This is a genomic window from Pedobacter hiemivivus, assembly GCF_004331685.1.
GTDB lineage: Bacteria > Bacteroidota > Bacteroidia > Sphingobacteriales > Sphingobacteriaceae > Pedobacter > Pedobacter hiemivivus.
This window is the reverse complement of sequence record NZ_SJSM01000037.1, coordinates 14167-32755: the sequence shown is the minus strand read 5'-3', so window position 1 is coordinate 32755 and position 18589 is coordinate 14167. Positions and strand designations below refer to the sequence as shown.

Sequence of the window (18589 nt, the reverse complement as noted above, 5' to 3'; positions counted from 1 at the left end):
CAGACGTGCGACTTCCTATGGAATACAGAATATGGAAATGCAGGGGGCTATGGCAATTTTTACCGTAAACTTAAAAAGAATCCTAAAACTGATCTAATATTCAATAAATCTGAGTTAAATCCAGTCAATTGCAACCAAAATGCTTATTTATCCTTCGAAAAAGACAGGTATATATTGATCAAAAAATCAGTATAACGAAATCTCAACTTTGTTCAATAAAAAAAACGATCAAGTAAAAAACATGTTCTACTTGATCGTTCCTTAAGCTGGCTCATAAATGAGGAACTTTTTCAGTGCCCCCTCATGCGATACGTCCCCTTTTTTGTGTACGCCCGTCATCCTGAATTTATTTCAGGACCCCTCATGAGTATGTTTTTTCGAATGGGTGGTGCGAGATCCTGAAATAAATTCAGGATGACGAGCGCATTAGTCCAAAGTTCATGACGAAGGCCTGGACTAAAAACCGTAAGATAGTCTGAAGCCATGCTCTATTCTGGTGCGGCCATTGAAGGCAAAGCCGTAAACGGCTCTAAATATTAAACGCTGAACCCCAAAGTAGAACTCCGAGTAATCTTTTTTGAGCGGCTGGCTTAAATAGTTGGCACCAACTACTTCTTCCAGTTTTAGTTTACGGAGGAATGGAACCTTGTTGCTAAACATGCCGGCAAAGTTATGCTCCAAATGTGCCTCTATATATTCTCGATCGGTACTGAATAGGTAAAAATCAAGGAATAGGAATTTTCTTAATTCTGGTAAAGAGAACAAGGCGTTATTGCCCCTGAAATGTTTGGCCTCGGGATAGTAGATTTGATTGTTATTTAGGAATTTTCCTGCTTCCAGTGTAACTGATGAATAACCCCATAGGCCGAACTTAATTTTCTCTTGCATGACTTCCAGTGAAACAAGATCATAATCAACATCACTACTGAGTGCGTTTTTTACACCTTTTCTATACGAAAGGTCAATTGTAGGGTATTTGACTGGCTGATAAATCCGACCATCAGGATGGGTAATGTATTGCTGCTTGATGGTATAATTTAGAGATGCTTTTAAAGTTAATGCCTGGTAGGTAGGGAACAATGGTGTCTCCACAGCAGGCGTAAAAGGATTGTTAGAGGTAAACTGCTCTCCTTTAAAGTCGTCGAATTTGTAATTAGTACTATTCTGGAGGTTGGTATTCCGTGAGTAATTGGCACTAAGGTGCATTAGCAGGCCATTGGCCAGCCCCCTTGTTGTTCCTATGTTGGCAAATTCTTTTTTATAAAATTTGGAGTAGTTGGTCTCAAAAAGCAAGGAGTTGATGGAGTTACTATACAGACTCATAGAACCATAATTGTTAAGGTCGTATATGCCAGATCCTGCGCTTATGCTAATATCTGCTCTTTTCAAAGGGTTGTAAAGGTAACTAGCGGTCAGGTTTCCGGTAAAGGTTTTATTTGAAAAGCCATACCTGGCTTCCGCTCGGATACTGTAACTGCGTTGATCTTCAAGATCTTTTTTGTAAATAACAGCGGGTTTGAGCGTTAAGCCCTCAACAGTGTTATAAAATAGAGAGTTGGTAAGTGGATCGAAAGTATAGTGCTCTTTTCTACGATATTTGTTTATGGTGTGTCCGAATACGACGAGTGAAAATGGGCCGATTCTGTTGTTAGCTTTTTCCAGAGAGTCGAGGTAATGACTTGAGTTTTTTATGGCAGCAATGCTGTCTTTTCTAATGTAATTTCTGCTTTCTTCTGCGGTAAGAGGAATGGGACGGTTGTTTAACCAGAATAGAGAGTCCTTTTTGTTGACGGCCTTATTGATATTCAGAATCTCACCGTTGAAAAAGTGTTTAGGGAAGTTGGGCTGCAGGTTGTAGTTGCTGTAAACTCCTATGTAATAGCCTTCGAATTTAAAACCTAATATGTTCCCATTGAATTGAAAATTAGTATTGGTGGGCATATATGTATTGCCCGTTTTCAAAAACTGTTGGGAGATGTTCAGGGTGTCTAGTAGATTAATGCCAGTGTTTTGTGTGAGGTAAACATTGACGTTGACCAGATGCCAGCTATCCTCTCTAATGTATATAACCCCTCTAAATACAGGGTCGTGTTCCCTACGGGGAATGACTTCGATTTTGTTGATCAGTGTACCATTTTCCATACTTACGCCTAATAACTTGTAATGATAATAGCGTAGGGCATTGTCGGCGATTGGAGATATAAAGCCACGGGTGCTTAATTTGGTTTCCAGTAGAATGTTGTCGTAGAAATTGATGATCAGGTCTGAAGCTTTGTTGAAGCTAAAAGTTTTATTTGTACCAGCGGTTTTTGAAGAAATCATTTCCTCATGAATCTGATCGGGGTATTTATAAGCAAAAGTAGACGTGGATTCTGAAAGATATAGGATCCCTTTTCTATTCGTGTCTAAATCCAATAGCTTTTGTATATCCTTTCCGAATATTTTTTTTGGAGCTCCAACTAGCTTCTGCACACCTTTGATGTAGACGTTTGTTGTATAGGCTTTTACTTCGCTCAGGTGTTCCTTTCTCGCTTTTATTGCTTTCCTGATAATTTCATAAGCAGGATCTTCGGCATTTGAACTGATGGTAACCCCCGAAAGGCTGAAAGCCTCAGGGCTAAGTACCACATTTTGAGAAATGCTAGCGCTGATGGTTAATTCTTTTTCTATGGGTTTATAGCCAATAGCTTTGTATACAACGATATGGGTACCCTGATCAATGTTGAAGGCATATTGCCCATCGATATTAGCGGCAGTCCCTTTTGTTGTACTTTTAATAAATACCGAAGCGAAAGACACAGGATTACCTTCAGGATCTTGAATGCTGCCACTGAGTTTAAATTGCTGAGCGGAGCTGTTCAGTAAGCTAAGGAAAAGGGATATGGTAAGGAGGATCTGCTTCATCAATAGGTGGGCAAGTATAACTGTAATTTACAACGCGTACGAGCGCGCATTGTTTTAATTTGTTAACCGGTAATTTTTTTAGTTTGGATTAAGATAGGGAAAAAGGTTGAAATTAAGATATAGACGCAATATTTGGTCGATTATAGGCTACCTATTTATAGGTATATTGGGCTTGAAATCTGTATTTTATCATACTTCTTCAGCAGAAATGAAAAATCGTACTTATCTTTGAACCTTATCTAATAAGACCCAACTGCGTAGACTCTATGTTTTCTCACCTGATAATTTTTTGTCGTATTGTCGTCAACGCCATTCCTTTTAACCTTTTACACCTTTTTCCCTTGCAATCTTTGAGTAAATTATTATCTAGCGCAGGCCTTCTGATACTTTTCTTTTCTTTGCCATCTTTCGGACAAACAACTATTAAAGGTGTGATTAAGGATAAGCATACAAAGCAACCTATCCCTGCGGTTTCGATTTCATTTTCAGGTATTACTGGAGGGACTGTTTCTGATAAAGAAGGTTTTTTTCAGATTCGTGTTAGTAAAACGATAAAAGGACTTGTTTTTTCTGCAATAGGCTATAAAAAGCTTCATTATACAATGTCTGCAAAAGAATCGCCGTATGTAAATATTGAACTGGAAGAGGCTAGTAATGACCTTGATGGTGTGAGTATTGTTGGGGCTAAAAAACCAAGGTATCGCAATAAGAATAATGAAGCTGTTGAGTTGATTAGAAATGTTATTGCCAATAGAGACAAAAATCGAAATAAGCAGGATAGTACTGTAGTTTTTAACCAGTACGAAAAACTTAATATGTCTTTAAATATGGGCGCAGCAGAGATTCCTACATCTTCTTTTTTACGCAAATTTCCATTTTTGCTTAAAACAGCTGATACACTGCGAATCCCGGGAAGAGCATTAGTTCCTTTATTTATGCGGGAGCGCTTAACCATGTTGCAGGAAACCAAAGATCATGTAGATGATAAATCTGTGGTGCTGGATGAAAAGCAATCAAGAGTTGACCAGGGGTTTGATGAAGATGGTGTGGATGAATATCTAAACCATATTTATCAACATGTGGATATCTATGATCATGATATTTCGCTCGGTAGCCAGCGCTTTTTGAGCCCTATCTCGTCGCTTGCCCCTGAATTTTACAAGTACTTTATTGCAGATACCATTAAAGATGTAAAGCCTTATGTGGTACGCCTTGCCTTCAGTCCAAGAAGTAAACAGGATCAGCTTTTTATGGGTGAAATGCTGATTCCACTTGATGGTAATTATGCGGTAAGTAGCGTAACGCTTTATCTGAACAAAGCCATTAACATCAATTGGGTAAACGATTTTCAAGCCAGTGTTGAATATCAAAGAGATAAAAAAGGTCAATATTATATTTCTAAGAGCACAACCGCGATGGATTTGGGACTGTTTAAAGGTAAGCACAGTCTTTACGGGATACGAACAGTAGCGACTTTCGATTATAGAATAGGCAATAATAAAGGAGTTGTTTTTCCAAAACCTAGATTGCTTTCGGCAAGGAAGAAAAAAGAAGATACTTTTAATCGCCCATTGGCTTTATCTTCTTTAGAACTAAATGCGTATAAAAATATCGATAGCTTGAAAGTGTCTCCTAAGTTTAAACGCTTTATGAGTCTTTCGACTCTGGTGATGTCGGGGTATAATAAGCAGGGGCCTATTGATATTGGGCCAGTAACCTCTTTTTACAGTTTTAACAACGTTGAAGGAACGAGACTTCGCTTAAGTGCACGTACAAATGAGGATTTTAGTGATAAATGGCTTATAGATGGTGGAGTTGCTTATGGTACCAAAGACAAAGAGTGGAAGCATGCTGTTGGGGTAATTTATTCCTTTAAGCCCGAAGGTATACTTAGGTTTCCATTAAATTCAATTACCCTAAAGAGTAGTTATGAAACCCAGATTCCAGGTCAGGACTTTAGTTTTATAGAAGAGGATAATTTTTTGCTTTCGTTTAAAAGAGGGGTTGATGATAAACGATTATACACCAGGAAATGGTCTGGAGAGTATGTTCGCGAAATGGAAAACCATCTTTCTTATCGTGTTGGCTATCGAAACCAGGAATTTACTCCAGCGGGTGGACTCTTCTTTCAACCGGCTTCGGGTGCGCCATTAGTGCCTAATCTTCAAGTATCAGAATTTACTTCCGAATTTAGATGGGCACCTAAAGAGCAGTTTTTCCAGGGAAAGCGCTTCCGTCGTCCTATAAAAAATGGATATCCTGTTTTTACGCTCAGGGCTTCGACTGCGGTTAAAGGATTCTTAGGTGGAGATTATACCTATCAGAATTTATCTTTGAATATCTTTAAAAGGGTGTATATTTCTCCTTTTGGTTATTCAGATGTGATTGTTGAAGGTGGAATGATATTGGGGAAAGTTCCTTTTCCACTCCTGTCTATCCATAAGGCCAATCAAACCTATTCTTACCAGATTCAATCCTATAATTTGATGAACTTTATGGAGTTTATGAGTGATAGATATGCCAATATCAATATTGATCACTCTCTGAATGGCTTAGTCTTAAACAAAATTCCATTAATTAAAAAATTGCAACTTCGTGAGGTCTTTTCTGTGAAGGTACTTTACGGTGGGATTTCAGCAAAGAACAGACCAGAAAACGACCCTAATCTTTATAAGTTTATTACGGATAAGGACGGTGTTCAGACTTCATTTGCATTGGGTAAAACGCCTTATGTGGAGGGGAGTGTAGGCCTTTCAAATATTTTCAAGTTGCTGCGAATCGACTACGTTAGACGCTTCACTTATCTGGATCATCCGCAAGTGGCTAAATCGGGGATCAGAGCCAGGATACACCTCGATTTCTAGACATACCTGATTTTTGGTTACCACCCAAACGGCGGAATTGCATAACTTTGGCGGTATAACGAATATATTATGTATAAAACATTACAGCCAGTTCTTAAGCAGGAACTAGATCAAATAGAAAAAGATGGTTTATTTAAACGTGAGCGTATTATTGTTACGCCACAGGGCGCAGATATAAAGGTAAGTACAGGACAGGAAGTGGTTAACTTTTGTGCAAACAATTACCTTGGCCTATCTTCTGATCCACGTGTTACTGATGCTGCTAAAAAAGCAATCGATAAATATGGTTATGGAATGTCGTCTGTTCGCTTTATTTGTGGCACCCAGGATGTACATAAAGAACTGGAAGAAAAGATCTCTAAATTTTTAGGTACTGAAGATACTATTTTATATGCTGCTGCATTTGATGCAAATGGAGGTGTTTTTGAACCTTTATTTAACGATCAGGATGCAATTATATCTGACGAATTGAATCATGCTTCAATTATTGATGGCGTTCGTTTGTGTAAAGCTCAGCGTTTTAGATATAAAAATGCAGATATGGCTGACCTCGAACGTCAGTTGATTGCAGCTAAAGATTGCAGACACCGTATCATTGTTACGGATGGTGCATTTTCTATGGATGGAGTAATCGCTCCATTAGATCAGATCTGTGACCTTGCTGATAAATATGAAGCCTTGGTGATGATCGATGAGTCGCACTGTACAGGGTTTATCGGAAAAACAGGTCGTGGTACCCATGAACATTTTAATGTAATGGACCGTGTTGATATTATCACTGGTACTTTAGGTAAGGCTCTTGGTGGTGCATCGGGTGGTTTTACTGCAGGTAAAAAGGAAATTATCGATATGTTACGTCAACGGTCTCGTCCATATTTATTCTCTAACACTTTGGCTCCTGCCATTGCGGGTGCTTCTGTAGCCGTATTGGATATGTTGAGCGAAACAACTGATTTAAGAGATAAACTGGAAGCAAATACGAAGTATTTCCGTGAAAAAATGACTGATGCAGGGTTTGATATTAAACCAGGTGTACACCCAATTGTACCTGTGATGTTATATGACGCAAAATTGGCGCAAGAATTTGCGGCAAAGATGTTAGAGGAAGGAATTTATGTGATTGGTTTTTACTATCCTGTAGTTGGGCAAGGTAAAGCCAGAATCCGCGTTCAGCTGTCTGCTGCGCATGAGATGCACCATTTAGATAAAGCAATTGCCGCATTTACGAAGGTAGGTAAAGCACTAAGCGTGATATAAAATGTAAGACCGGGTTCATTTTCCTGCTTGGAACATCTTGCAAGTTGATTTTGAACCCGGTGTTTATAAAAATATTATAGAAATTGCTGTATATTTGACCCCATGTTACAAGATAAGATAACACAATATACCGAAGAAATAAATGCTTTTTCTACGGATAATGCTGACGAATTAGAACAATTCCGCATAAAATTCCTTGGAACCAAAGGAATAATCAAAGATATTTTTGATGAGTTTAAAGCTGTGTCACCAGAGGAGAAAAGAACGCTGGGTAAGGTTTTAAATGAATTTAAGCAATTGGCAGAAGCCAAATATCAAACACTTAAAGACCAAACTGAGGTTGCTGATACTTCAAAAGAATCGGGTATGGACCTAACACTTCCGGGTGAAGGTTTTGAAGTCGGTTCTCGTCATCCTTTGGCGTTGGTACGAAGAGAGATTATCGAGATTTTTAATAAGCTTGGTTTTGTGGTGGCTGAAGGGCCGGAAATTGAAGACGATTGGCATAACTTTTCTGCATTAAACTTTCCTGAAGAGCATCCCGCACGTGATATGCAGGATACTTTCTTCATTAAAAAAGGTGGAGAAAATGGTGATATCGCATTGCGTACACATACATCCTCAGTACAAGTGAGAATGATGGAGGCTGGAAAACCGCCGTTCAGAGCAATTATGCCAGGACGTGTTTACAGGAATGAAGCGATTTCTGCAAGAGCACATTGCTTTTTTCATCAGGTAGAAGGTTTGTACGTGGATGAGAATGTATCTTTTGCTGACTTAAAGCAAACCTTGTTTTATTTTGTACAGGAGTTGTATGGTGAGGGTACAAAAGTACGTTTCCGCCCATCTTATTTTCCATTTACAGAGCCATCTGCAGAGATGGATATTTCTTGTACCATATGTAAAGGTGCCGGTTGCCAAATGTGTAAGCATAGCGGTTGGGTAGAGATTTTAGGTTGCGGTATGGTTGATCCAAATGTTTTGGAAAACTGTAATATCGACAGCAAGAAATATAGTGGATTTGCATTTGGAATGGGTATTGAGCGTATTGCAAATTTGAAATTTGAGATAAAAGACCTGCGTTTGTTCTCGGAGAATGATGCAAGGTTTTTGAAACAATATAAAACTTCATTGATATAAATGAGGAGTATCCCCGGTATATTATTGTTCATTTTGGTGTTGGTTGGATGTGGTAAAGAAGGTCTGGTGATCCCTAATGTACCGGTTAATTTTAGTGTTCCCTTAACTGATCCAAGATTGATTAGGTTAAGTAGCCCGGGTGGGGCCGTTGCTTTTGATAGCTATGGCGTTGCAGGCATAGTGATATACCGAACGCTTAATGGTGGGTATGTAGCTTATGACAGGTGCAGTACGGTTAATCCTGAAAAGAAATGTGCTGTAGTGTTAGATGATCCAAGTTTTACGGTTACGGACAAATGTTCGGGAGCGAAGTATCTTTTGGAAGATGGCAGTCCAGCAAAAGCACCCGCGGAGATATCACTAAAAAAGTATAATACATTTGTTGCAGGAATTACATTACACGTAACCAATTAATGGAACCAGAGAAAATAAAAGAGAGCATCGTTAGAGCTGCTAAGGAGTTGTTCAGAAAATACGGTTATCATAAAACAAGTGTTAATGAAATCGCCAGGAAGGCGCGTATAGCGAAGGCAACCATCTATAAATATTTTGAGAGCAAGGAACAGATTCTGGATGCCATTTTGATGGACTATCTGGATTTAAACCTGCATGAGATCTTAAAAAATAAGGCCCAGTTTGCTGATGAGGAAGAACACCTTAAGGCATTGGTAATGAAAACCTGCAGGTTAACTTATACGGTGTGTAATGAGTTTATTGGTTGGGATTTTGTGCGTGAAAATGCTAACTCTCAAGAGTTTTTAAAGCATTTGTCTGATCAGTTAGAGTCCTTATTGCTTTCTGCTTATCTGGAGCTTGACCATTTTAAAAACCATCCATCTCGCAGAGAAGGACTGGCATTTCTATTGAAGGCGAGTAAAAATATAGTGTTTTCTTTTGCTTTTACCTCTGTTAGTGATTCTGATGTACGCAAGAATTTTGTCAGTTTCCAGAAAGAATTACTTCCTTTCTTAGTTAAAGCTGCTTTATAAAACAGCGCTACCTGCTCATCTGGACAGGTAGATTTCTTTACATAAGTTTAATGTAGACCAATTCGGTATTTGGTATAAAAGATGTTATATTTGATATATATCATCAGTTATAGCAATGAGTAAAGAAGTTTTAGAGATTTCCGTATTGGTAGAAGAGAAGTTTGATATGAAATTTGATCTGGTAGCAGGTGTTTTTGGGTTTATACTTAAAATCTTTGGCCAGTAGCATTTAGTCGTCAGATTCCTTTGTGTAGCGACATTCCAAAATGTCTGCAGGATAGCTGTATGTCTGAAAAAAAACCTGTAAATTTGCGGCATAATGAGTAGAAATAGAAAAGCCGGAACGATAACCATCATTCCTGATGTAAGTATTATTGATATTGCCGAAGAGGGTAAAGGTGTTGGAAAGGCTGATGAGCTGGTTATTTTTGTAGAAAGAGCTGTGCCAGGTGATGTTGCCGACGTTCGTATTGTAAAGAAGAAGAAAAATTTAGCGGAGGCGGTAATTGAAACCCTTCATAAAAAATCTGAATTAAGAACAGATCCTTTTTGTCAGTACTTCGGTACCTGTGGTGGCTGCAAATGGCAGCACATGGAGTATGATGCTCAATTAAAGTTTAAATATAAAAATGTTGAGGCTGCCTTACAGCGTCTCGCGAAAATAGATACGGCCAGTATGGAACCAATTCTGGGTTCGGCCGAAAATAAATACTACAGGAATAAACTGGAGTATACTTTCTCTAATAAGCGCTGGTTAAATAAAGAGGATATGGTAGAAAGGGCGGAAGCACTTGATACGGATGGTCCTAATCCAGATTTGGAAATGAATGCCTTAGGTTTTCATGTTCCTTTGCGTTTTGATAAAATAATTGATATTCAGCATTGCTATTTACAAGCTGAACCTTCTAACAGCATCAGAAATGAGGTTAGGGATTATGCTTTAAAGGCAGGGCTTACTTTTTATGACTTACGCAACCATGAGGGTAATTTGAGAAATCTGATTATCCGTACCTCTTCAACAGGAGAAGTTATGGTGGTCGTGGTATTTGCTTATGCAGAGCAGGGGCAGATTGATGGTTTGATGGAGCATTTGAAAAGCAAGTTTTCTGAAGTTACTGCTCTTTTATATATCGTAAATCAAAAGAAGAACGACACCATTTTTGATCAGGAAGTGATTACTTATGCTGGCAGAGACCATATTTTTGAAGATATGGATGGTTTGAAGTTTAAAATCGGTGCCAAATCTTTTTACCAGACCAATTCTGATCAGGCACACGAATTGTATAAGATTACTAAGGAATTTGCTGGGTTTACTGGTAATGAGCTAGTTTATGATCTTTATACTGGTGCCGGTACGATTGCTAATTTTGTAGCCCGTAGTGTAAAACAAGTTGTTGGGATTGAATATGTGCCAACGGCTATTGAAGACGCTAAGTTTAACTCCAAACTAAATGGAATAGACAATGCCATCTTCTATGCTGGTGATATGAAAGATATCCTGACCAGGGAGTTTATTGCTGATCATGGTAAGCCTGATGTGGTGATCACAGATCCTCCAAGGGCTGGAATGCATGCTGATGTAGTTGAGCGCTTGTTAGAAATGGAAGCTGATAAAATTGTTTATGTAAGCTGTAATGCGGCTACGCAAGCACGCGACCTGAGTTTGCTGAAAGAAAAATATGAAGTTGTACGGATTAAACCCGTTGATATGTTTCCGCATACCCAACATGTAGAGAACGTAGTATTGTTAAAATTTAGAGGGGAATTAGCCTAAGCAATTTTTAAAGATGGATATTGAAGAATTAATGCCACAACAGCCTGAGGGCGGCAAAGAAGAACAGAAGAAAAGTCCGTTGGTAAGTCTGGAGAAAGATCTGGACTTATATGCAGAAGCTTTGAAGGAAGTAGCAATAGAAATTATCGTCGAAGGGATTTCTGCCAATCCTATCTTTATTGCGCATCAGCATACGGTAAGTATAGGAGAGGTAATTTTGGATAGGAAGGAATTAAGTACAGATTGGACCATACAGGCCTCAACTTTTGAGGAGTTTGTAGAGAAAGGAATCATTACGCCTGAGAAAAAAGCTTTGTTTTTGAGAAGCTATAAGAAACCTGAAGATTTTATGTGTGTATTTGTGATTGTGCCTGAAGGTGCCAATTTTATTTACTATCCTTACAAAAACAAGGGCTAAGCATTTGGCTTACAAAAGAAATCCCTATCCGGGCAAACATGGATAAGGATTACTAAAAACTACTAATTAGACAACGCTAAAGCAGAAAGGTTTCATGGTTTAGAAAATATTTTTAAATATTTGAATATGAACCTTAAAATCGTTCTTTTTGTAGCATAAAATAAGGGAAAAAATGGCAGGATCTCAATTACTCATTCTAGATAAAAAGCAGATACAACAGAAAATAAACCGGATTGCTTATCAGATATTGGAAGATAACCTTACTGAAAAGGAAATTGTGCTGGCCGGGATCTGGGACAGAGGCTATAAACTGGCACTGAGATTGAAAAAGGTATTGTCTAAAATCTCTGATTTGAAGATTACCATGCTAAAGATTGACCTTGACAGGAAAAATAGCAAGTTGGTTGCCAATACTGACCTGGATGAATCTCATTGGAAAAATAAGGTGATCATTCTTGTTGATGATGTATTGAATAGTGGTAAAACCCTTGCCTATGGCTTAGGCGTGTTTTTAAATACGCCGCATAAAAAAATCAGAACGGTAGTATTGGTAGATAGGAGCCATAAAATATTTCCTATAGCTACCGATTATGTAGGTCTGAAAATGGCAACAGTTCTAAAAGAACATGTTGATGTGGTTATGGATGTTGAGGGTGAGGAAGATCGGGTTTATTTGAGCTAATTACTTTTAGAAACAGGAGATGCAGTATGATATTATTTGTGTATGCAGTCCTGGTTTTTCTTGTACTAAGGTTTTGCGTTACTTTATTTAACTTCTTGTCTAACCCAAAGCTTGGGTATTATAGTAAGCATTTTTCAGAAAAGGTTTCGATCATTGTTTTAACTTCAACGGTTAAACAGGATGTAGAAAACCTGCTGACTTCAATTGCTGAGCAGGACTATGAACATACCGAAGTTTTTGTTCAACACTTGGAAAGTATCTCTGAACTTGTGAATCAAACCACAGGGAAATATCTTTTGTTCTTATCCCCGAGTACTACCGTCCATTTTGGTTTAATTAATAACCTAATGTACCGGATGAAAGTATTTAACCTGGCTGTTTTGAGCTTAATTCCCACTTTTAAGGCTTCAGGCTTTATTGCGAATTGCATTTATCCATTAAATGATTTCTTGTTGTTGAATCTACTTCCGCTACGATTGGTTAGGTTAAGCAGTTTTTCGGCATTTACCGCAGGTAGTAATGATTGTTTGTTTTTTGATGCAACGATATATAAACAGTATAAATGGCATGAAAAATTACACCCTAAAGCTTTGGAGGCAACGGAAATAATAAAATTGGCAAAGCAACAACGGCTAAAAGCTGAGGTTTTACTGGCTAATAAATTTGTATACAACACTGTTGATGTAAAAGATACGGCTAGCTTTTCGATGCGATTGTTGATGAATTTCTCGAATAACAATTTAGCGGCGCTGATGTACTTAACATTAGTTATCGTTGGCCCTGTTATCGTTTCGTTTGATTTTAATCCGGCACTTATAATTCTTCCAATCGGCTTGATCTTTTTATCAAGGGTAATGATCGCTTTTTTGACTGCTCAGAATCCTTTGTTGCAGGTCTTGTTGCACCCCCTGCAGATGATCATGTTGTTTGGATTGATGCTTAGGGGGATTTGGGGGCATATTGCCTTGTCAATTAAACCTAAGAAATAGAAAAATCAAGCAGATTTTGCGTAATTTTGTATTATCTCAAAAAAATGATATCCATGGAATACAATTTAGCGGTAACAATAGATAAGGCATCGGGCTTTTGCTTCGGAGTAGTTTACGCTATTGATATGGCTGAAGATATATTGGACAATGAAGATTATCTTTATTGTTTAGGAGATATTGTTCACAATGACGAGGAGGTGAAGCGATTGACTGATAAAGGACTTCGCATTATAGATCATGAACAGTTACAGGGTTTGCATAAAGAAAAGGTATTGATTCGCGCACACGGAGAGGCGCCATCTACTTATGAACTTGCGCTGAAAAATGAATTGACCTTGATCGACGCTTCTTGTCCAGTTGTATTGAAATTGCAGAATAGAATCAAGAATTCGTACGATGATGAGGAGCAGATTCTGATATTCGGAAAGCATGGTCATGCGGAAGTGATCGGTTTACAAGGGCAAACCGATGGTAAGGCTATCGTATTCCAGGATATTGCTGAGTTGGACAAGGTCGAATTACCAGCTAAGTTTACCTTGTACAGTCAAACCACAAAGAGTACTGATAAATTTTATGCAATTAAGGATGAGCTGATCAATCGTGGATATGATGTTAAAGCGAATGATACCATTTGTAGACAAGTATCTAACCGTTATGGCGATCTGGAGAAATTTGTAGCAAACTATGATAAAATCTTGTTTGTGTCTGGCAAAAAGTCTTCTAATGGAAAGGTTCTGTACGATGTATGTAAAAAATATAACGACAACTCTTATTTCATATCCAATGTTTCGGAAATTGATCTGAGTTGGTTCGCTCCCAATGATAAAGTAGGGATTTGCGGAGCAACATCAACACCAATGTGGCTTATGGAAGAGGTGAAAGGCTTTCTCCTTCATCATTAAAAAGTAATTATTCCTTTTCGGGTAAATGATAAAACAGAAAAACGGTTTGAATAGTTAATTTTGGGGATAATTATGGGAAAAAAGGGTGTACTGTTAGTGAATTTAGGAACTCCGGATAGTCCGGAAGTTGGTGATGTACGTAAATATCTAGATCAGTTTCTGATGGATGAGCGTGTGATCGATGTTAATGTTTTTAACCGTACCTTATTGGTTAAAGGTATTATTGTTCCTTTTCGTAGTCCGAAAACTTCAAAACTTTACAAAGAGATTTGGGATGAAAATGGCTCGCCCTTATTGTATTTTAGTAAAATACAAGCCGCTTTAGTACAAGAACAGCTCGGTGATGATTATCATGTAGAGCTGGCCATGCGTTATCAAAATCCATCTATTTTGTCCGCTTTGGAAAAGATGAAGGCTGGCCTCGTTGAAAGTATTAAAGTAATTCCGTTGTTTCCTCAATATGCATCTGCCAGTAGCGGTTCAGTAATCCAGTTGGTGATGGAATTGGTCAGCAAATGGGCTACTATTCCTCCAGTAAGTTTTGTAAGCTCTTTTCATGATAATGAATTGATGTTGGAAACTTTTGCTGAAAATGCGAGAAAGTATAAGCCAGAAACTTTTGATCATGTTTTGTTTAGCTTTCATGGCTTACCAGAGCGTCAATTGTTGAAATGTGACCATACTGGGAAGCATTGTTTGAAAAAAGACAATTGCTGTGATACCCTAAATGATACCAACAAGTTTTGCTATTCGGCCCAGGGGCATGATACGGCGAGATTGATTGCTCAAAAATTGAATATTGCCAAAGAAGATTATACCGTTTGCTTCCAGTCGCGCTTAGGAAAAGAACCTTGGGTGCAGCCTTACACGACTGACGTGTTGAAAAAGCTTGCCGCTGAAGGTAAAAAGCGACTATTGGTTTTTAGTCCTGCTTTTGTTGCCGATTGTTTGGAAACCCTTTATGAAATTACGGTTGAATACCACGAAGAGTTTAAGGCTCTTGGTGGAGAACATGTACAGCTTGTTGAAAGCTTAAATGATAATCCGAAGTTTATACAGGCATTAGTTGAAATGGCTAAGGCTTAAGATATTGACTTAAATATTGCAGGATCTGGTCTGTAGATCCTGTTTTTGAAGTCACGTAATTCTTTGCGATGTCACCTTCATTTCCAGTACTAGTTAGGGTAGTAAAAGCTGCGTTAAGCTCATTGATGTTTTGGATGCTTTTTGCAGCTCCGATCTTAATCAGGTCTTTTGCTTCCTGGAACTTCTCGTATTTTGGTCCAAAAATAACAGGTATGCCAAATGCCGCTGCTTCTAAAGTATTGTGGATGCCGGCGCCAAAGCCTCCACCGATATAGGCAATATTGCCGTAGGCATAAAGTGAAGATAACATTCCAATATTATCTATAATCAGTATTTGATGCTCGGCGGATGTCTCATCGGTAGCAAATGTCGAATATTTGATCGCTTGAGGAAACAAACCCTCTATTTCATTAATGTGATGCACACCGATTTCATGAGGTGCAACGATGAATTTCCATTCTGGATTTGAAGTACATAATAAGGCAATCAGTCGTTCGTCCTCAGGCCAGGTACTGCCGGCAATAAATACAGGTGCATTTCCACAGAATTTTTCAATTAGACTTAGTTTCTTGGGTGTGGATGCATTTTCGGCGACCCTGTCAAATCTTGTATCTCCACTTAGTGTAGCATTTTGAATATTTATCGTTTTTAGCAACTGAATGCTTTCTTCATTTTGCACAAAGAACTGGCTCACATAGCTCAGCATTTTTCGATGAAAGGAACCGTACGACTTAAAAAAGATTTGGTTAGGTCTGAAAATGCCTGAAATGATTAATAAGGGAATGTTTTTATGGTGTAGCGCTTTAAAGTAATGATACCAGTATTCGTATTTGGTGAAAATGGCAAGTTCAGGATTAAAGGCTGTGATCAATCGCTCCGCATTTGCTGCTGTATCCAGTGGTAGATAAAAAACTGCTTCGGCTAATGCATAGTTTTTCCTGATTTCATAACCAGAAGGAGAGAAGAAGGTGACGATTATTTTTTTATTCGGGTATTGTTCTTTTAATTTCTCCAATACTGGTCTACCTTGTTCAAATTCACCTAAAGAAGCAAAGTGAAACCATATATGTGGCACCGTTGAATCTATTTTTTTTTCAATTTTGGCGAAGATATTTCGTCTACCCTTTAAAAAAAATGAAGCTTTGGAATTAAAAGGAGAGAATAACCTGATTATTAAGCCGTAAAGTTGAATTGCAATGTTATAAAGCCAAAGCATTTTGTGTGTTTATTTATTATCTTAGCCGAAGATACTTTAATATAATTAAAACGGGATTAATATATGAAAATAGCGGTTATCGGAACCGGATATGTTGGGTTAGTAACAGGAACTTGCTTATCAGAAACAGGAAATAATGTAATTTGTGTAGATATCAACGAAGCTAAAGTAGCGCAAATGCAAGCCGGGGTAGTTCCTATTTATGAGCCTGGTTTAGATGTTTTATTCCACAGAAATATTGCACAAGGTCGTTTAACTTTTACCACCGATCTTGCTCATGCAATTAAAGATGCTCAGATTATATTTATGGCCTTGCCAACACCCCCGGGTGGAGATGGCGCTGCTGATCTGTCCTATATTTTAGGTGCGGCGAAAGATATTGCCAAGCTGGTTACCAATTATAAAGTTATCGTAAATAAATCTACGGTTCCTGTAGGGACGGCAGATAAGGTTCAGGCTGTTTTTGCTGAAAATACAACTATAGAAATCGATGTGGTTTCTAATCCTGAATTTTTGCGTGAGGGTGTTGCTGTAGAAGATTTTATGAAGCCTGATCGGGTAGTAATCGGGACCAGGAGTGAGAAAGCGCAAAAACTAATGTTAGAATTGTATGGTCCTTATGTTAGACAGGGGAACCCAATTTTGTTTATGGATGAGCGTTCTTCTGAATTGACAAAATATGCGGCAAATTCTTTTCTGGCCACCAAAATTACCTTTATGAATGAGGTAGCTAATTTGTGTGAGCTTGTAGGTGCGGATGTGGATGCTGTTCGTAAAGGGATAGGATCTGATGCACGGATTGGGAAGCGCTTTTTATTCCCTGGTATTGGCTATGGTGGTAGCTGTTTTCCTAAAGATGTACAAGCCTTGGCAAAATCTGCAGATGAGTATGACTATGATTTCCAGATCTTGAAATCTGTAATGCAGGTGAATGAAAAGCAAAAAACGATATTGGTTGACAAGCTGTTAAAGTATTATAAAAATGATTTAAAAGGTAAGCATTTCGCTTTGTGGGGATTGGCCTTCAAGCCTGAAACTGATGATGTTCGTGAAGCACCTTCTTTGTATATTATTGATGAATTGATTAAGCATGGTGCGACAGTTACTGCATTCGACCCTGAGGGAATGAATAATGTGAAGGCCATTCTAGGAGATAAAATAACCTATTCTCAAAATCAATACGATGCTTTACTAAATGCGGATGCTTTATTGATTGCTACGGAGTGGTCTGTATTTAGAAATCCAGATTTTGAATTGATGGAAAAAAGTCTGAGCAATAAGGTTATTTTTGATGGACGTAATTTATATGATTTGGAAAAGATGATAGAGCTTGGATATTATTATAACAGTGTTGGCCGTAAGCTTATAAATTAATGAAACGTAAAAGAGTTTTAATAACCGGTGCAGCCGGCTTTTTAGGTTCGCATTTGTGCGACAGGTTTATCAAGGAAGGATACCATGTTATAGGGATGGATAACCTGATCACAGGGGACCTCCAAAATATTGAACATTTGTTTGGATTGGAAAATTTTGAATTCGCGCATCATGATGTTTCAAAATTTGTACATGTATCAGGTGACTTGGATTATATCCTCCATTTTGCTTCTCCGGCAAGTCCAATTGATTATTTGAAAATCCCTATCCAGACTTTGAAAGTTGGATCTTTGGGAACCCATAATCTACTCGGTCTTGCAAAAAACAAAAAAGCCAGGATGCTGATCGCCTCTACTTCAGAAGTTTATGGTGATCCGAGTGTTAACCCACAACCAGAAGAGTATTGGGGTAATGTAAATCCGGTAGGACCAAGAGGTGTTTATGATGAAGCAAAGCGCTTTCAGGAAGCAATGACGATGGCTTACCATACTTTTCATGGTTTAGAAACCAGAATTGTAAGGATCTTTAATACTTATGGACCAAGAATGCGCTTAAATGACGGAAGGGTATTGCCCGCGTTTATTGGTCAGGCATTGCGTGGTGAGGATCTTACTGTATTTGGTGATGGTTCTCAGACGCGTTCATTCTGCTACGTAGATGATTTGATCGAAGGTATTTATAGGTTGTTGTTAAGTGATTATGCGATGCCAGTTAATATTGGTAATCCTGATGAGATTACCATTAAGCAATTTGGTGAGGAAATTATCAAGTTGACGGGAACACACCAGAAGCTAGTACTTAGAGATTTGCCTGTTGATGATCCGAAACAAAGACGTCCGGATATTACCAAAGCAAGAACTATCTTGGGTTGGGAGCCAAAAGTAAGTAGAGCAGAAGGGTTGAAAATAACTTACGAGTATTTTAAATCACTGCCGCAAGAAGCTTTAATAAATAAAGACCATAAAGATTTTACAGGATATAACCGTTAATTAAA

General features: G+C 38.2%; 17 protein-coding genes. 15 read left to right on the top strand and 2 right to left on the bottom strand.

Annotated features, from left to right (window positions below; translation table 11 throughout):
- A partial coding sequence (locus EZ444_RS27515; RefSeq protein WP_205945352.1) for a hypothetical protein occupies nucleotides 1–195 on the top strand: 195 nt, incomplete at its 5' end.
- 261 nt (nucleotides 196–456) lie between these two features.
- Here EZ444_RS27515 and EZ444_RS26155 read toward each other — a convergent pair.
- Nucleotides 457–2904 carry a DUF5686 and carboxypeptidase regulatory-like domain-containing protein gene (locus EZ444_RS26155; RefSeq protein WP_131612860.1) on the bottom strand — a complete coding sequence of 816 codons (2448 nt, stop codon included), beginning with the start codon at nucleotides 2902–2904 and terminating at the stop codon, nucleotides 457–459.
- 350 nt (nucleotides 2905–3254) lie between these two features.
- Here EZ444_RS26155 and EZ444_RS26150 point away from each other — a divergent pair, with 350 nt between their 5' ends.
- The 12 genes from EZ444_RS26150 to hemH all read left to right on the top strand — a co-directional run bounded on the left by EZ444_RS26150 (nucleotide 3255) and on the right by hemH (nucleotide 15005).
- Nucleotides 3255–5768, top strand: coding sequence for a DUF5686 and carboxypeptidase-like regulatory domain-containing protein (locus EZ444_RS26150; RefSeq protein ID WP_165503735.1), 2514 nt, complete (start codon nucleotides 3255–3257; stop codon nucleotides 5766–5768).
- A gap of 69 nt (nucleotides 5769–5837) precedes the next feature.
- Nucleotides 5838–7025 (top strand): glycine C-acetyltransferase, encoded by a 1188-nt coding sequence (gene kbl, locus EZ444_RS26145; RefSeq protein WP_131612858.1) that lies wholly within the window; start codon nucleotides 5838–5840, stop codon nucleotides 7023–7025.
- Between the two features lie 102 nt (nucleotides 7026–7127).
- A complete protein-coding gene (pheS, locus tag EZ444_RS26140; RefSeq protein ID WP_131612857.1) occupies nucleotides 7128–8165 on the top strand; it encodes a phenylalanine--tRNA ligase subunit alpha in 1038 nt (345 codons plus the stop codon).
- The gene (locus EZ444_RS26135) at nucleotides 8166–8579 is read left to right on the top strand and encodes a Rieske (2Fe-2S) protein (protein WP_131612856.1); all 414 of its coding nucleotides are present in this window, start codon (nucleotides 8166–8168) and stop codon (nucleotides 8577–8579) included.
- Entirely contained in the window at nucleotides 8579–9154 is a 576-nt protein-coding gene (locus tag EZ444_RS26130) for a TetR/AcrR family transcriptional regulator (protein ID WP_084289076.1), read from the top strand. Before EZ444_RS26135 ends, EZ444_RS26130 begins: the two co-directional genes overlap by 1 nt.
- 115 nt (nucleotides 9155–9269) lie before the next feature.
- Nucleotides 9270–9380, top strand: coding sequence for a phenylalanyl-tRNA synthetase subunit alpha (locus tag EZ444_RS26125; RefSeq protein WP_131612855.1), 111 nt, complete (start codon nucleotides 9270–9272; stop codon nucleotides 9378–9380).
- A 93-nt stretch (nucleotides 9381–9473) separates the two neighbouring features.
- Complete coding sequence (gene rlmD, locus EZ444_RS26120) at nucleotides 9474–10928, top strand: 23S rRNA (uracil(1939)-C(5))-methyltransferase RlmD (RefSeq protein ID WP_131612854.1); 1455 nt, start codon at nucleotides 9474–9476, stop codon at nucleotides 10926–10928.
- A 13-nt stretch (nucleotides 10929–10941) separates the two neighbouring features.
- Complete coding sequence (locus EZ444_RS26115; protein ID WP_131612853.1) at nucleotides 10942–11346, top strand: hypothetical protein; 405 nt, start codon at nucleotides 10942–10944, stop codon at nucleotides 11344–11346.
- A 172-nt stretch (nucleotides 11347–11518) separates the two neighbouring features.
- On the top strand, nucleotides 11519–12028 hold the full coding sequence (locus EZ444_RS26110) for a phosphoribosyltransferase family protein (RefSeq protein WP_090782987.1): 510 nt from the start codon (nucleotides 11519–11521) through the stop codon (nucleotides 12026–12028).
- Between the two features lie 95 nt (nucleotides 12029–12123).
- Nucleotides 12124–13017 (top strand): hypothetical protein, encoded by an 894-nt coding sequence (locus tag EZ444_RS26105; RefSeq protein WP_165503734.1) that lies wholly within the window; start codon nucleotides 12124–12126, stop codon nucleotides 13015–13017.
- A gap of 53 nt (nucleotides 13018–13070) precedes the next feature.
- Nucleotides 13071–13919, top strand: a complete 849-nt coding sequence (locus EZ444_RS26100; protein ID WP_131612851.1) for a 4-hydroxy-3-methylbut-2-enyl diphosphate reductase — start codon at nucleotides 13071–13073, stop codon at nucleotides 13917–13919.
- A 72-nt stretch (nucleotides 13920–13991) separates the two neighbouring features.
- On the top strand, nucleotides 13992–15005 hold the full coding sequence (gene hemH / locus EZ444_RS26095) for a ferrochelatase (protein WP_131612850.1): 1014 nt from the start codon (nucleotides 13992–13994) through the stop codon (nucleotides 15003–15005).
- On the opposite strand, the gene EZ444_RS26090 is transcribed toward hemH, so the two are convergent.
- The gene (locus EZ444_RS26090; RefSeq protein ID WP_131612849.1) at nucleotides 14995–16221 is read right to left on the bottom strand and encodes a 3-deoxy-D-manno-octulosonic acid transferase; all 1227 of its coding nucleotides are present in this window, start codon (nucleotides 16219–16221) and stop codon (nucleotides 14995–14997) included. The two genes, hemH and EZ444_RS26090, sit on opposite strands and share 11 nt — an antisense overlap.
- Before the next feature lie 63 nt (nucleotides 16222–16284).
- On the opposite strand from EZ444_RS26090, the gene EZ444_RS26085 reads away from it, so the two are divergent.
- Both EZ444_RS26085 and EZ444_RS26080 read left to right on the top strand, forming a co-directional pair.
- Nucleotides 16285–17595, top strand: a complete 1311-nt coding sequence (locus EZ444_RS26085) for a UDP-glucose dehydrogenase family protein (RefSeq protein WP_131612848.1) — start codon at nucleotides 16285–16287, stop codon at nucleotides 17593–17595.
- A complete protein-coding gene (locus EZ444_RS26080) occupies nucleotides 17595–18584 on the top strand; it encodes a UDP-glucuronic acid decarboxylase family protein (protein ID WP_131612847.1) in 990 nt (329 codons plus the stop codon). Before EZ444_RS26085 ends, EZ444_RS26080 begins: the two co-directional genes overlap by 1 nt.
- Nucleotides 18585–18589 lie beyond the last annotated feature (5 nt).